The organism is Mesorhizobium sp. L103C105A0 (genome assembly GCF_000502215.1).
GTDB lineage: Bacteria > Pseudomonadota > Alphaproteobacteria > Rhizobiales > Rhizobiaceae > Mesorhizobium.
Genome location: NZ_AYXF01000002.1, coordinates 1,168,502 through 1,184,032 on the forward strand (window position 1 = coordinate 1,168,502; position 15,531 = coordinate 1,184,032).

General features: G+C 63.3%; 11 protein-coding genes. 4 read left to right on the top strand and 7 right to left on the bottom strand.

Annotated elements, in window-relative coordinates; translation table 11 throughout:
• Positions 1-200 precede the first annotated feature (200 nt).
• Positions 201-1,046 (top strand): SH3 domain-containing protein, encoded by an 846-nt coding sequence (locus tag X727_RS154435; RefSeq protein WP_023834056.1) that lies wholly within the window; start codon positions 201-203, stop codon positions 1,044-1,046.
• Between the two features lie 48 nt (positions 1,047-1,094).
• On the opposite strand, the gene X727_RS154430 is transcribed toward X727_RS154435, so the two are convergent.
• From X727_RS154430 to X727_RS154420, 3 genes are all read right to left on the bottom strand, one after another.
• Positions 1,095-2,390, bottom strand: coding sequence for a Mur ligase family protein (locus X727_RS154430; RefSeq protein ID WP_023697307.1), 1,296 nt, complete (start codon positions 2,388-2,390; stop codon positions 1,095-1,097).
• Positions 2,391-2,475: 85 nt separating this feature from the next.
• Entirely contained in the window at positions 2,476-3,771 is a 1,296-nt protein-coding gene (locus tag X727_RS154425; protein WP_023834057.1) for a Mur ligase family protein, read from the bottom strand.
• A 180-nt stretch (positions 3,772-3,951) separates the two neighbouring features.
• Entirely contained in the window at positions 3,952-4,698 is a 747-nt protein-coding gene (locus X727_RS154420) for an SDR family oxidoreductase (RefSeq protein ID WP_027049416.1), read from the bottom strand.
• A 322-nt stretch (positions 4,699-5,020) separates the two neighbouring features.
• On the opposite strand from X727_RS154420, the gene zwf reads away from it, so the two are divergent.
• The 3 genes from zwf (at position 5,021) to edd (ending at position 9,076) form a co-directional block, all read left to right on the top strand.
• On the top strand, positions 5,021-6,490 hold the full coding sequence (gene zwf, locus X727_RS154415) for a glucose-6-phosphate dehydrogenase (protein WP_023669307.1): 1,470 nt from the start codon (positions 5,021-5,023) through the stop codon (positions 6,488-6,490).
• Positions 6,472-7,188: a 6-phosphogluconolactonase gene (gene pgl, locus X727_RS154410; RefSeq protein WP_023701816.1), complete on the top strand. Its 717-nt coding sequence runs from the start codon at positions 6,472-6,474 to the stop codon at positions 7,186-7,188. The genes zwf and pgl overlap by 19 nt, the downstream gene beginning before the upstream one ends.
• Before the next feature lie 64 nt (positions 7,189-7,252).
• On the top strand, positions 7,253-9,076 hold the full coding sequence (edd, locus tag X727_RS154405) for a phosphogluconate dehydratase (RefSeq protein ID WP_023747208.1): 1,824 nt from the start codon (positions 7,253-7,255) through the stop codon (positions 9,074-9,076).
• Positions 9,077-9,153: 77 nt separating this feature from the next.
• On the opposite strand, the gene X727_RS154400 is transcribed toward edd, so the two are convergent.
• From X727_RS154400 to X727_RS154385, 4 genes are all read right to left on the bottom strand, one after another.
• Positions 9,154-10,818 (bottom strand): VWA domain-containing protein, encoded by a 1,665-nt coding sequence (locus tag X727_RS154400; RefSeq protein ID WP_023697312.1) that lies wholly within the window; start codon positions 10,816-10,818, stop codon positions 9,154-9,156.
• A gap of 149 nt (positions 10,819-10,967) precedes the next feature.
• Positions 10,968-11,966 carry a GlxA family transcriptional regulator gene (locus X727_RS154395; protein WP_032888631.1) on the bottom strand — a complete coding sequence of 333 codons (999 nt, stop codon included), beginning with the start codon at positions 11,964-11,966 and terminating at the stop codon, positions 10,968-10,970.
• Positions 11,967-11,983: 17 nt separating this feature from the next.
• Positions 11,984-12,883, bottom strand: coding sequence for a bifunctional methylenetetrahydrofolate dehydrogenase/methenyltetrahydrofolate cyclohydrolase FolD (folD, locus tag X727_RS154390; RefSeq protein ID WP_023834058.1), 900 nt, complete (start codon positions 12,881-12,883; stop codon positions 11,984-11,986).
• A 355-nt stretch (positions 12,884-13,238) separates the two neighbouring features.
• Complete coding sequence (locus X727_RS154385) at positions 13,239-15,527, bottom strand: GumC family protein (protein ID WP_023692390.1); 2,289 nt, start codon at positions 15,525-15,527, stop codon at positions 13,239-13,241.
• Positions 15,528-15,531 lie beyond the last annotated feature (4 nt).

Here is a 15,531-nt window from a genome sequence, read left to right on the forward strand (position 1 = left end):
CAGAATCCTTAACAAGAGCGCACAATTCCCCTTGAGGGCGCACTGATGCCACAATCAAGGGCAAAGGATGCCGGTTCTGGGCGATTAAACGGGGACTTCTGCGGGCCTGCCCGCTTTGTTGTTGGGACCGATGCCGATCGAATGCCGGGCTGCCGGCGCCGATCGAAAGAACACCGGCTCATCTTTTGGAGGTGGCAAGAGTGAACGAGCCCTTCAGTTTCGGCGCGCCGGAACGTCGGCGCTTCGCCATGCAATTCGGTTATGACATGCGGCCCTCCTTCTGGCAGGGGGTGCGCACGAATTCGCATCTGGTGATCGCCGCGGTCGGCACCGCAGCGCTGCTTGGCGTGGCGGGCATAGCGCTTTGGCTGGCGTTGCCGGCCAGCGACCGGCAAGCGATCGCCAGCACACAGCAGAACGTTCCGACTTTTCCGGTCAAGACGACCAAGATTGCCCCGGTCGCGGCCACGGCTGCCGCGGTAGCGGCGCCACAAGCCGCGCGCAAGGGCGATGCGGTTTCATCGACGGTCGCTGCCGCTGGGGCTGCCATGCCGCCGCTGTCGGCGAACGATCCGCGCTGGACTGCGGCGCAATCCAACAGCGACCCTGCCGCGACGCCATCCGACCAGGCGCCTGCCGAGCAGGCTGCCGCCAAACCGTCCGATGCCGCGGCATTCGAAGAACCGGCGGCGCAGAGCGACGCCACGACGCAGCTGTCAAAGGTCGCTGCTCCCGCCAATGACGACGACGCCGAGACCGCCGCCATACCGACGCCAAAACCGCAACTTCCAGACGAGCAATCTTCCGCCGCAACGGACGATACCCAGGCCAAGGCCAAGCCACAGAAGGTGGCTGCTGCCGCCGGCACCGGACGCATCCTCAGGGCGGTGACAATGCGCAGCGGTCCGCAGAAAAACGCCGCCGCCATGGGCACCGTGCCCGCCAAGTCGTCGGTGCAGGTGATGAGTTGCAAGAAATGGTGCCAGATCGTCTACAACGGCAAGCGCGGCTGGATCTACAAGAACTACATCAAGACCGGGGATTGAGACAACGACGTCGTCGAGCCTGCCCAAGACGAAGCCGCCAAATTCTGGTCAGCCGCCGAGCAGCCATCTGAAACGGTGTCTTCTGCGAGCAAGTTTGCGCTTCGCCAGGAAATCCCGCTGTTCCTCGAACGGCACTTCGTAGAGGCCGCACATTTGGCAGCTTTCCGACTTGCGGCATATCGGGACCCAGCATTTGACGTCGTGTGTCCAGGCGAGCGCGATCCTTTCCAGATGAAGGTTGGACGAACTTTTCAGCAGAATCAGTTCTCCTGGGACTGCCGTCCGTTTGATATGATCCGAAACTTCCTTGGCAGTGCGAAGCTCAATGAAACGGCCGCTGTCGCGGTCGGCCTGGCTGGCGCGCGAGCGATGCGCATTGTCGCCGGTATAAATGACCTCATCGGCGATTTCGCGCGCGATGTTGTAGGCGGCGCCGTATTTCCTCGACGAGCCGGCGTAGTCGGATATCTGCCCCAGCACAATGCGCTTGCGAGCACCCTTGGCCTTTGCAATCATCTCCAGAGCAATGTTGAGCGAATGCCAGGGCGCTTTGGCCGTATCGACCAGGAATTTCGGACCCGCGGATACCTCTTGCACCGTAGAGCGGTTGGGCAGTGGTGCAAACGATGCCGTTCTCGCTACGACTTGCTCTGGCGGGACGCCAAGTTCCAAGGCGGCGGCAACAGCCGCTGCAGTCGGCAGCCAGAATTGCTCGCCGGGAAAAGGCGCTTGAATATTCAGGCTGCCACCGCGCCAATGAAGGGTGAACCGCAGCAATTCCGGATACGCGGCATGCACGTCACTCACGCGGTAGTCTGCCTCGCCGGACTGGCCGAAGGTCGCAATCCGGCATTTCGCGCCAGACGCCATGCCGATCACCAGTGGGTCATCGCAATTGAGAACCGCAAGTCCATCGGGTTGGAGTGCCCCGACCAGCGCCCGCTTCTCTCCCGCCACAGCTTCCAGAGTCTTGAACTTGCCGAAATGCTCCAGACGGATCATCGTAACCACCGCCACACTCGGCTTCAGCATCTGCGCCATGGCGCTGATCGTGCCGAAGTCGGAAGCGCCGGCTTCGAAAACGACGTAATCGACTTTGCCGGCCTTCCTCAGGCGCTTGTAAAGCGTTCGGATGAGCGCAGGCATTGTATTGGCCTGGGCCTGTAGATGCACCTTGCCTTGGGCGGCCAGTATGTGTGCAAGCAGGCTGGTGGATGTGGATTTGCCGGAGCTGCCGGTAATGCCGATGAACGTCGCCTTGTTACGCGCCCGCACCCAGCGCGCCTGCAGCCGTCGCAGCGCCCAGCCCAAGTCCTTGCGAATTTTCAGCAATTCCAGTTTCACACCCCGCCAGCTTTTAGCCCAGCCTAATATGCGTCGTGCCAAGTTCCAGAGTCAAACGGGCGCTGGCGTGCTTCAGCCAAAGATTCTAGCGGCCGAGGAGCCGCAGCAGTCTGTGCTTGCGGCGCTTCGATTTTCTCTGCGCCACAAACTCACGGTGCTGCTCAAACGGCACTTCATAGAGGCCGCACTGCTCGCATCCCTCGGTTTTGCCGCATACCGAAACCCAGCACTTGACGTCGTGGGTCCAGGCAAGTGCGACACGCTCGAGGTGCAGATTGGACGAGCTCTTGAGCAGGATCAACTCGTCAGGCTGCGCGGTTTGGGCGATGTAGTCCGACACTTCCCTGGCCGTGCGCAATTCGATGAAGCGGCCGCTGTCGCGATCTGCCTGGTTCGCCTTGGAGCGATGGGCATGATCGCCGGCATAAATCACCTGGTCTGCAATCTCGCGCGCGCTGCTGTAGGCTTGGGCATATCTGTTATTCGAGCCGGAAAAATCCGATAGCTGGCCAAGAACGATACGTTTTCGCCCGAATGTCGATCCGGCTACCATGTCGAAGGCAAGGCTCAGCGAATGCCAGGGCGCCTTTGCGGCATCCACGATGAAGTGGGGGCCACCCGCGGGGACGAGCACCTGGCCGCGATTTTCCAGAGGCTGGAACGTCGCGATCCTGTGCTTGACCATCTGCGCAGGCACGCCCAGCTCAAGAGCGGTTGCCACCGCCGCTGAAGTCGGCAGCCAGAAATGCTCGCCGGGGAACGACGTCTCGATATCGAGCACACCGCCGCGCCAGTGGAGCGAGAACCGCAACGGCTTGGGATAGGAGGCCTCGATATCGCTGACGCGATAATCCGCCTGCTCCGATGTGCCGAATGTGACGGAACGGCAATCGCTCGCCGAGGCCATGCCCATCACAAGTGGGTCATCGGCATTGAGCATCGCGAAGCCGCCCGGCTCCAGCGCCGCGACCAGGGCGCTTTTTTCTCGTGCGACGTTTTCGACAGTCTTGAAACTGGCGCGATGCTCCAGCCGGACCATTGTGACAACAGCCACGTTGGGGCGAAGCAATTCGGCCATGGGCTTCATTGTATCCGGGCCGAATGCAGCAGCCTCGAAGACGACGTAGTCGGTTTTGCCGCCCTTTCCCATTCGCCTGGATAGCGTCGAGACCAACAGTTTCATCGTGTTGGCCAGAACCTGTGTATGGACCGAACCATGACCGGCCAGGATGTGTCCAAGCAGGCTTCCCGCCGTCGTCTTGCCGGAGCTTCCGGTAACGCCGATGAAAATTGCCTTGCTTCGCGCCCGCGCACGCGTGGCCAGGTAAAGCCGCAGCCGCCATCCCAGATCATAGCGACTTTTCTGCTGCCTGATCTTCATCACCCGCCAACACTATCCACGATCCCGTTATGCCTTTCGGGTGATCGAGAAGTCAAACCGGGGTCCGGCGTGACGACGTCAACTGTTCGTTCCTCGGCCGGCCGGCGCACCGATGCGAACTTTTGCCGACGTTGCTCTGTCTGCCGTGCATTGCGAACAGCGAGGTACTTCCCGAATTGCTCAAATGCAGCGGCCGCCGTCGACCTCCAGCGCCACGCCGGTGATGAAGGCGGCTTCGTCCGACGCAAGCCAAAGCGCAGCGTTGGCGATATCGAGCGGCGTCGACAGACGGCCGAGCGGTATCGAGGCACGGAATTTCTCGCGGATCTCGGGCGTGTCAGTGCCCATGAATTTCTCCAGCATGCCGGTCTCGCCGGCGACCGGGCAAAGGCAGTTCACGCGGATGTTCTTGGGCGCGAGTTCGACCGCCATCGACTTGGTCGCGGTGATCGCCCAGCCCTTCGAGGCATTGTACCAGGTGAGCCCCGGACGCGGCCGCAGACCGGCGGTCGAAGCCGTGGTCAGGATGACGCCGCCGCCCTGCCGCTCCATGATCGGCACCACGGCAAGTGCGGCGTGGTAGATCGCCTTCATGTTGACTGAAGTGATCAGGTCGAAGGTCGCCTCGTCGACGTCGAGCATGTCGCCATTGCGATGGGTGTAGCCGGCATTGTTGACCATGATATCGATGCGGCCGAAGGCGCTTTTTGCGGCATAGACCATCTCGTCGAATTCGGAACGCTGCGAAACGTCGGTCTGGGTCCAGATCGCGGCCTGGCCGATCTCTGCTGCAACGCGCTCCGCGCCCTTGGCGTTGAGGTCGGCGACGACGACCTTGGCGCCCTCTTCGGCAAAGCGCCTGGCCATGCCTTCGCCGAAACCTGACGCAGCACCCGTGATGACGGCAACCTTGTTTTCCAGACGCATGCTTTTTCCGCTCATTGAAGACCCACCTCGCAAGCGCATTTTTCTTTTTTGTTTGATGCGTGTCTGTCTCCCAGAACCGCTTCGCACTTCTGGGCGACACGCATTAGCTTTCGTCACATTCCCGCTTTATGTTGCAGGCGCGAAAGCCCCGGGACCATCGCTTGACGAAAAGCCTCCGGGTGGCAGCCAGTGTCAAGGCACATTTGGAGCGAATCAATATGCAGTGATTTGGCCTTGATGTGACACCATGGCACTGGATAGTTTAAATCGATTAGATTATATCCTGCCGCGTCACAGCGAGCGGCGTCAAAGCGGACAGACCATGACCAGCCAGATCATTCCCGTCGAGCCTTTCGACTTCATCATTTTCGGTGGCACCGGCGACCTGTCGGAACGCAAGCTGCTGCCCTCGCTCTACCACCGCCAGCGCGACCACCAGTTTTCCGAGCCGACCCGCATCATCGGCACCTCGCGCTCCAAGATGAGCGACGAGGAATTCCAGGCTTTCGCCAAGCAGGCGATTTCCCAGCATGTGAAGCCGGCCGACATCGACGCCGAGGAACTCAAGACATTTCTTGCCCGGCTGTCCTACGTATCGGCCGACGCGACGACGGGTGCCGGCTTCGACAAGCTGAAAAAGGCGATCGGCGAAAGCGACCGCATTCGCGCTTTCTATCTGGCGGTTGCGCCGGCGCTGTTCGGCGACATCTCGCACCAGCTGAAAGCCCACAATCTCATCACGCCGAATTCACGCATCGTGCTGGAGAAGCCGATCGGCCGCGACCTCGATTCGGCGCGCAAGCTCAACGACGTGGTTGGAGACGACTTCCACGAAAGCCAGATCTTCCGCATCGACCACTATCTCGGAAAGGAGACGGTGCAGAACCTGATGGCGCTGCGCTTTGCCAACGCGCTCTATGAGCCGCTTTGGAATTCTGCCCATATCGACCATGTGCAGATCACGGTGGCCGAGACCGTCGGTCTTGAAGACCGCGTCACCTACTACGACAAGGCCGGCGCGCTGCGCGACATGGTGCAGAACCACATGCTGCAGCTGCTCTGCCTGGTTGCCATGGAGGCGCCATCGTCGATGGATGCCGATGCCGTGCGCGACGAGAAGCTGAAGGTGCTGCGGGCGCTGAAGCGCATCAACGGCAATGAGGCACCCAAGCACACCGTGCGCGGGCAGTACCGCGCCGGCGCCTCTGCAGGCGGCGCGGTGAAAGGCTATGTCGAGGAACTCGGCAAAGACAGCTCCACCGAGACCTTCGTCGCCATCAAGGCCGAGATCGGCAATTGGCGCTGGGCCGGCGTGCCGTTCTATCTCCGGACCGGCAAAAGGCTGGCGACCCGCGTTTCGGAAATCGTCATCGAGTTCAAGCCGATCCCGCATTCGATCTTCGGCGACAGCGCCGGGCCGATCTCAGCCAACCAACTGGTGATCCGGCTGCAGCCCGACGAAGGCGTCAAGCAGTTCATCATGATCAAGGATCCAGGCCCGGGCGGCATGCGGCTGCGCCAGATCCCGCTCGACATGAGCTTTGCAACATCTTTCGACGGTCGCGCGCCGGACGCCTATGAACGGCTGATCATGGATGTTATCCGCGGCAACCAGACGCTGTTCATGCGCCGCGACGAAGTCGAGGCGGCATGGAAGTGGATCGACCCGATCCAGAACGCCTGGGAAAGCGCCAGGCAGGAGGCGCAAGGCTATACGGCCGGCACATGGGGTCCCTCGGCCTCGATTGCGCTGATCGAACGCGACGGGCGGACATGGCACGAAAGCAATTGAGCGAGCCCGTCTATAACTGGAACGGCTTTGCCGGGCGCCAGGATCTGGCGGCAGCCCTTGCCGGCAATGTCGCGGCGCGCCTGACCAAGGCCATCGACGAGCGCGGCACGGCCCTGCTTGCCGTTTCCGGCGGCACCACGCCGGCAAAGTTCTTTGCAGCACTTTCGGCCATTCCGATCGCCTGGAACAAGGTGACGGTGACGCTGGTCGACGAACGGTTCGTGCCGGCCTCCTCGCCGCGCTCGAATGCGGGGCTGGTGGCGGCCAACCTGCTGCAGAACAAGGCGGCTGCCGCGCACTTCGTGCCGCTCTACCATGAGGCGGCAAGCATCGAGACCGCCGCGGCGGCCGACGATGCGGCGCTGAAGGCTCTGCCCTGGCCCCTCGATGTCGTCGTGCTCGGCATGGGCGGCGACGGCCACACCGCCTCGTTCTTTCCCGACGCCGAGAATCTCGGCGATTTGCTCGACCCAGCCTCATCAAGGATCGTGCTGCCGGTTCACGCGGCAAGCGCCGGCGAACCCCGGTTGACGCTGCCGCTGGCGCGGATCGTCGACGCCGGCTTCATCGCGCTGCATATAGAAGGCGAGGACAAGCGCACCGCCTTCGACGATGCGATGGGACCGGGCGCGAAAAAGCCCATCCGCAAAGTGCTCGAAGCGGCACCCACCCCGGTAGAGGTGTTCTGGGCACCCTGATTTCACGCAAAGTAGTCCCGGCAGACGGTGGAGGACGTTCTTCCGGGGCTCGAAAGGACCGACCATGACAGCCAGACGCGACATCGAAGCCATCACGGAACGCATCCGCCAACGCTCGAAAGCCGGCCGCGAGCGCTATCTCGGCCGCATCGCCGAGGCCTCCAGCCGCACCGCCAACCGCGGCGTCCTGTCTTGCGGCAACCTCGCGCATGGCTTTGCCGTCTGCAGCCCGTCTGAAAAGCTGGCGCTCGGCGCCGACAAGGTGCCGAACCTCGGCGTCATCACCTCCTACAATGACATGCTGTCGGCGCATCAGCCCTTCGAAACCTTCCCGGCGCTGATCAAGGAAGCCGCGAAGGAAGTTGGCGGCATCGCGCAAGTGGCCGGCGGCGTGCCCGCCATGTGCGACGGCGTGACCCAGGGACAGCCCGGCATGGAGCTGTCGCTGTTTTCGCGCGACGTCATCGCCATGTCGGCGGCGATCGGCCTGTCGCACAACATGTTCGACGCCGCCGTCTATCTCGGCGTCTGCGACAAGATCGTGCCGGGGCTGGTGATCGCGGCTCTCACCTTCGGCCATCTGCCGGCGGTGTTCGTGCCGGCCGGGCCGATGACGACGGGCCTGCCCAACGACGAGAAGGCCAAGGTTCGCCAGCTCTATGCCGAGGGCAAGGCCGGACGCGCAGAACTGCTCGAAGCGGAGTCCAAATCCTATCACGGGCCGGGCACCTGCACGTTCTATGGCACCGCCAATTCCAACCAGATGCTGATGGAGATCATGGGCCTGCATACGCCCGGCGCGTCCTTCGTCAATCCAGGCACGCCGCTGCGCGACGCGCTGACGCGCGAGGCGACCAGGCGAGCCCTGGCGATCACCGCGCTCGGCAACGCCTACACGCCGGTCGGCCGCATGATCGACGAGCGCTCTTTCGTCAATGGCGTCGTCGGCCTGCACGCCACCGGCGGCTCTACCAACCACACCATCCATCTCATCGCCATGGCCGCGGCGGCCGGCATCACGCTTACCTGGCAGGACATTTCCGACCTGTCGGAAGCGGTGCCGCTTCTCGCGCGCGTCTATCCGAACGGGCTTGCCGACGTGAACCATTTCCATGCCGCCGGCGGGCTCGGCTTCCTGATCCGCGAATTGCTCGACGAAGGCATCCTGCATGAGGATGTGCAGACGGTATGGGGCGAAGGCCTGAGGCCCTATGCGGTCGAGGCCCGGCTCGGCGAAGATGGCGGCGTCGTGCGTGAAGCCTCGCCGCTGCAGAGCGGTGACGAGAAGGTGCTGGCGCCGTTCAAGAAGGCCTTCCAGCCGACCGGCGGCCTGAAAGTGCTCGCCGGCAATCTCGGCCACGCCGTCATCAAGACGTCCGCCGTGAAGCCGGAACGCCGCGTCATCGAGGCGCCGGCCAAGGTGTTCGACAGCCAGCAGGGACTGAACGAAGCCTTCAAGGCCGGCACGCTGACCGGCGACTTCATCGCCGTCATCCGCTTCCAGGGCCCAAAGGCAAACGGCATGCCGGAACTGCACAAGCTGACCACCGTGCTCGGCATCCTGCAGGATCGTGGCCAGCGCGTCGCGCTGGTCACGGACGGGCGCATGTCTGGCGCTTCCGGCAAGGTGCCGGCGGCGATCCATGTAACGCCGGAAGCGGTCGAGGAAGGGCCGATCGCCAGGATCCATGACGGCGACATCATCCGGCTCGACGCCGATGCCGGCACGCTGGAAGTGCTGGTGCCGGGGCCCGAGCTCGCGCTGCGCCGCACGGCCGACATTGATCTCATCGGCAACGAGTTCGGTTTCGGCCGCGAGCTGTTCGCCGGTTTCCGCCAGCTGGTCGGCCGCGCCGACCACGGCGCCAGTGCTTTCGGCACGGCCTGAGGCATCATTGCCTATTTTGTAAAAAGGGCGGCTCGAGCTCGGTTTGAGGCCGCCCTTTGGTGAGGGATGGATGGCGATTACGGCTGAACCGTAATCTCGCTCCGTTCGCCGGCCTTGACCGTCACCGGCATTTCCTTGTCATGGCCTTGATCGGGCATGTGGCGGAGGACGACATAGTCGCCGGCCGGGATAGTCTGCTGCCAGGTGTCGCCATAGTTCAGGCCGAGCGCCTTGCGGTTGCCCTGGATATCCTTCTTCGACGACAGCACCTCGATCGAATAGGCGCCCGGCGCCGACATCACCAGCACGCCGGCATCGAGCGTCACCTTGACGTCCTTGACGTCGCCAACCTTGACGCTGAAAGGCTGCTCGACGGTTGCGAGCTCAAGCGAGGTGACCGCGACATAATCGTCCGGCGGCAGCCAGAATTTGCTGTCGGGCCCATAGGAGTGGGCGACATCGTCACGCGAGCCGTCGATCTTTTTCTTGGCCTTGACGATCTGGACGCTGATGCCCGAGGAGTCGGCCTTGTCGCCACCTGCAGTGTAGTAGGCGTTGACGGCGGCATGGCCGACGCCGACGACTATGTCTTTTTCCACAGTCTGCCCGGCGGCGAGCTGGATGTTCTCGGTCACCGAGCCGCTGCCGATCGCAACCGTCACCTTCTGCTCACCAGCCGGCACGATGATCCTGGTGTCGCCATAGTGGGTGGTGCTGCCGCCCGGGAAGGCGAAGTCGACATCGGCTTCGTCACTGATCTCGGCGCCCTGGCTTGGCTTCGGATGGATGAGCATGGTGCCGGCGTTCAAGGTGAAGAGCGGCTTGTAGACCTGGCCCGCCTCGATCTTGACCTTCTGTTCCGCCCGAGCTTCGTCGGCGCGCGCGACGACGACATAGTCGCCCGGCTCGAGATTGGCCTCGTAGTTGTTGTACTGGGTGGTGACGGCCTCGCCGTGCGTGCCATCGGCCTTGGCCTTGTAGACCTCCCAGGCATTGCCGTCGGTGATCGGATCGCCGCCTTCGGCCATGACCACGCTCGGGATGAAATTGAATTCGGGCTTTGCCGGTTCAGGGGCTGGAGCTGGGGCTGGCGCCGGTGCGGGTTCAGGTGCCGGAGCCGGCGCGGCGACGGTTTCGACCAGTGCTTCCTGCAGCGCCTTCTCGTCCGAGGCCTGGATATATTTGCCGCCGGTGTTGTCGGCAAGGCAGGCGATCTGCTTGCCCTCGTCAGCGGTCAGGCCGAAGCCGACGACGTCGACTGTGAAATCGACGCCTGAGGCCTCCAGTTCCTTGCCCAGCGCGCACGGGTCACCTTCGCAGGTTTCAAGCCCATCGGTGATGAGGACCACGGTCGCCTTGTCCTCGGTGTATTTCAGAGCTTCGGCCGCCTGCTTGACGGCTGCGGTCAGCGGCGTCTTGCCGAGGAATTTCAGGCTGTCGGCAGCGGCCGAAATGGCGCTAGCCGAGCCGGCTTGCGGCGGCACGATCAGTTCGATGTCGTCGCAGCTGCCCTTTTCGCGGTGGCCATAGGCCATGAAGCCGATCTCGTCGTCGCCCGGGACCGACTGCAGCACGGTCCTCAGCGATTCGCGCGCGATCTCGAGCTTCGGCTTGCCGTCGATCTGGGCCCACATCGAGCCCGAAGCGTCAAGAATGATGATGACCTTGTTGGCGGCAAAGCCGAGCGAAGTCATCGACAAAAGGAGCAGCGCCGCAGCGACGCTCCGCAAAAGTCCCGCCATGGAAATCTCCTTGAGACCGCCCTCTGATCCGCGCCGGAAGCTATTTGACGGCGCGTCCGGGCACAAGCCCCGGAGCGGGTTACGAACGGTTGCCGTGTAACAGGATCGGCGCCGGCCGAGGCCTGTTCCGAGGCCGGCTCAGCACCGCGTCAGTACGTGGTGCGCCGCTCTTCGGAAGGCGGACGGCCGAACTGCAGCCGATAGCTCTGCGCGAAATAGGAGTGCGAGGTAAAGCCGGTGGCAATGGCCACGTCGAGGATCGGCATGTTGGTCTGGCGCAGCAGTTCGCGCGCCCGCTCAAGCCTGAGCCGCATGTAGTAACGACCGGGCGTGACGCTCAAATGGCGCAGGAACAAGCGCTCGACCTGGCGCACCGACAGGCCCGCCGATTTGGCAAGCTGCACGGCTGATAGCGGCTCGTCGAGATGGTCGGCCATCAGTTCGACGATGCGCCTTAGCTTCTCCGACTTGCCGGTCAGGTCGCGCTCCGGCCCGACGCGCTGGCGGTCGCCGGCGGAGCGGATGCGCTCATGCTGGAACTGGTTGGCAACGCCGTTGGCGAGGTTCGAGCCGAAGTCGCCACGCACGATCTCCAGCATCAGGTCGATCGAGGTGGTGCCGCCGGCGCATGTGTAGCGCTTGCGGTCGATCTCGAAGACGTTGCCGGTGCAATTGATGTCGGGAAAGCGCTCGACGAAGCCGGCGCGGTTTTCCCAATGGATGGTGCAGCGATAACCTTCGAGCTGACCGGCTTCGGCCAGGAGGTAAGAGCCCACCGACAGCGCGCCGAGCGCATTGCCGCGCCGGCCCCAGCTGCGCAGCGCCGCCAGCACCTTGCTCTTGCCGGGGAACTCGACCGACAGGCCCACCGACACGAACAGGATATCGACCGGCGGCAAATCGGCGACGGCATAGTCGATCTTGAGCGGCAGGCCGTTGGAGGCCATGACGGGATCGCCGTCGGCCGAGACCGTCGTCCAGCCATAGAAATCGCGGCCGAGCAGGCGGTTGGCCGAGCGGAAGGTATCGATCGCCGCTGCCAACGAAAACATCGAAAACTTGTCGACCAGCAGGAACGCGAATTGCCGGCCCCCTTGAACGGGATCATCCACGACCGGCCGTTCAGAGGGAATAGTAAGGTTCGGCAAAGAAGCTGCTTTCTGGGTCAGAAGGAAGGCCGCTTCAAGCCGGCCGCAAGGTAGGCTGAGGCTAACGTATTGGCCATCAGCATGGCAATGGTCATCGGTCCGACACCGCCGGGCACGGGGGTGATGGCGCCGGCGGCCTTGGCCGCTTCGGCATAGGCTACATCGCCGACGAGGCGGGTTTTGCCTTCGCCTTTCTCGGGTGCGGCAATGCGGTTAATCCCGACATCGATCACGGTGGCGCCGGGTTTGACCCAGTCGCCCTTGATCATTTCGGGCCGGCCGACGGCGGCAACCAGAATGTCGGCTGTGCGGGCCAGCGCCGGCAGATCCTTGGTGCGGCTGTGGGCAATGGTGACGGTGCAGTTGGCGGCAAGCAACAGATTTGCCATCGGCTTGCCGACGATGTTGGAGCGGCCGACGACGACCGCGTTGAAGCCGGAAAGATCCTTGCCGCGCACGCGTTCGATCAAAAGCATGGAGCCAGCCGGCGTGCAGGGCACGAAGGCTGTTTCGAGTTCGCCGGTGCCGAGCTTGCCGACATTGATGAAATGAAAGCCGTCGACATCCTTTTGTGGCGCGATGGCCTGGATGATCTTGCCGGCATCGATATGGGCGGGAAGCGGCAGCTGCACCAGAATGCCGTTGATGGCCGGATCGGCGTTGAGTTCGCCGATGATCTTCAGCAGTGCCGCTTCGGACGTGTCGGCCGGCAGTGTGTGCTGCAGCGAATGAAAGCCGCATTCCTTGGCGGTGCGCGACTTCGACGCGACATAGACCTGGCTTGCCGGATCCTCGCCGACGATGACCACCGCCAAGCCGGGCTGGGCCTTTCCCTTGGCGACCAGGTCCTCGGTCAAGGCCTTGACCTTCTGAACCACGTCTGCGGCGACGATCTTTCCGTCAATCACTTCGGCCATGAACCATCCTCGACATCATTCCAGCCAAGGCGCGGCGCGCGCCTTGAACGTTGCTTCGTGCATGTCGTTGTTCCAAACGTTCCGCCCATTCGGGTAAAGCCCGACGGCAGCGTTTTTTGGGCGCCATGCTGCGCGGCATTGTCACGAAATTTGGCCTAAGCAATCCCGTCAAAGCGCCGTCACATGCCGTAAACTCGAAACCGGCAGCTTTTATTCTGTGCTGACGGGCTCAGAGCGACTCATCCTTTCACGGAAAGGCTGAACCGCTCTATTTCTTGTTTTGACGCAATTCCCAAGGGAAAGCGCGCTACGCGCTTTTCCCGGGAAAACCGTTTCACACTTTTCCTGGAATTGCTCAGAAATAGCGGCGGTGCGAACGGCTTTCGGTGAGTTCGCGCACCGCTTCGCGAAATTCGCGCAGGCTGGCGCGGATATCGTCGATTTGCGCCTGCTGGTCTTCCGGCGCCGCCCCAGCGGGCTGCGGAGAAGACCACGGCCCGGACGCCGCGGGCATCGGCTGAGCCTGCGAATAGGCATAGTCAGCCGGCTGACGAGGCTGCGCGTAGCCAGGCTGCTGCGCAGGGGAATTGGCGTGCGGAACCTCGTTCCGGAAGTCCGGCTGGCGATAGCCCACAGGCTCCTGCACCGGCCTTGTATATTCGGCGGCTGGTTGGGCGCGGTAGGTCTCGACGGGTTCGCCTGACGTCCCGCTACCCGGCGCGGCTTTGCGCATCGCCGAGAACAGTCCGTCGAACAGACCTGGGCTCCGGGCGGGAGCGGCCGCGGTCGGCAACACCGGAGGTGCTGCCGGTGGCGGCGCCACAGGCAGCGGCGCGCGATAGACCTTGTCCTCGACCGGAGGGGGGCGCTCGTCCATTCTGCCGCGCGAACGCGAATTGGCAGCGCCGCGCAGGCTGGCAAACGCGCCGCGCATGGCGCCGACACCGATGCCCGAAGCAAGCCCGAGCAGCAGGCCGGCCATCGCTATTACAGCCCGCGACGGTCCGTTGGGTTCGAGCGGCGGTTGCGCGGGGGTCATCAGATTGATGTTGGTGGTGTTGATGTTTTGCTGTTCGCCGGTCTCCTTGGCGCGCAGAAGGTACTGTTCGTAGACGGAGCGTTTGGCCGTGGCGTCACGCTCCAGTTCGCGCAGGCTGACCAGATCGCTGTTGACGTCGCCGCTCTGGACCTTTGCCTGAGCCAGGCGGGAAGCGAGATCCTGCTCAAGCTGAACCGAGCGCTTCAAATCGACCTGCAGCGACGAGGCGATGCGGCGCAGTTCGCCTGCGATGCGCTCGCGCGAGCCGTCGAGCTGGGCGTTGAGCGCCTGGTATTCGGGATGACGCGGTCCCAGACGCACGGCGGCGCGGTCGGCCTCCTGCTTCAAAACTGCATATTGCGCGCGCAGTTCGCTCATCGTGTTGGAATTGATTTCTTCCGGCAAGGTGCCGTTGATGACCGAATTGACGTCCAGCGAACGCGCCGACGCGGCCCGGGCATTGAGTTCCAGCGTACGGGCCCGGGTGACTGAGAGCTGCTCGTTGAGCTTCAGCATCTGGTCGTCGCTGATCAGATGGCCCTGCGCGTCGACGAGATCATGCGTGGCCCTGAAATCCTCGACCTTGCGCTCCGCTGTCTCGACATTCTTGCGCAGGTCATCGAGCTTGGCCGTCAGCTGGTCCGTCGCGCGCCCGGCCATCCCGAACTGGTATTGGGCCGCCTCCTGCTGGAAAACGTCCCTGGTCGTATTGGCTATCTTCGCCGATTTGTCGGCGCTTTGAGTGGTGGCGCTGATGGAAACGACAAAGCTCTTGCCGCTGCGCTCAACCGACAGGCTCTTGGCCAGATTGCCGACCGCCAGCGCCTGGCGGCGCACTTCACCGCCGCCGCCAGGGCCATCCTGGCGCGACAGTATCGAGCGAATGAGCGACAGGACGCCAAGGCCGCCAGAGCCCTGTCCGTTGAATTCCGGATCGTCGACGAGATTGAGATCGGCCACGACCTTGTCGAGGACCTTGCCGGATGTCACCATCTTGATGCGGGTTTCGACAACAGCCAGCGCCGCATCGGGCTGCCCGACCGGTTGGGTGAGATCGTTGTCGGAAAGCTTCAGGTCGCCTGGCTCGATGACCATCTGTGTGGTGGCTTCGTATTTCTTCGGTGTCGAAACGGCGACGGCGACGCCGAGCACCGTGCCCAATATCGTAGTCGAGACGATCAGCAACTTGGAACGACTAATGCCGCGGACGACCTGGAGCGGATCGATCAGCGGCTTCCATTCCTGCCCGTCATCGTCGTCGCGGTCCGGTCGCTGCTCGTGGAAAGAGCGGAGCTCATAGGCGGCGTGCTGCTGACGCCGGCCGGAAACAGGCTCCTCACGCGCGCTGGCGGCCGAAACGGGTTCGCCGTCGGCCTGGAACTGCGGCGGCTCGGGCGGTGACGTTGGCGCCGGATTCGACCGCGCCTCGCGTTGCGAGCGGGCTATGCGGTGACGCGTGGCGGCGTCCTCGCGCCATGACGGATCCACCCGGTCACCGATCGAGACCGCCGACGCATCCGCCGCCTCATCGCCGCGCACGGCTTTGCCGAGCGCCAGGAGGGAGCGCTCGCGCCTCCAGTCTTCACGGTTTTCCCTGTCGACCATTGTC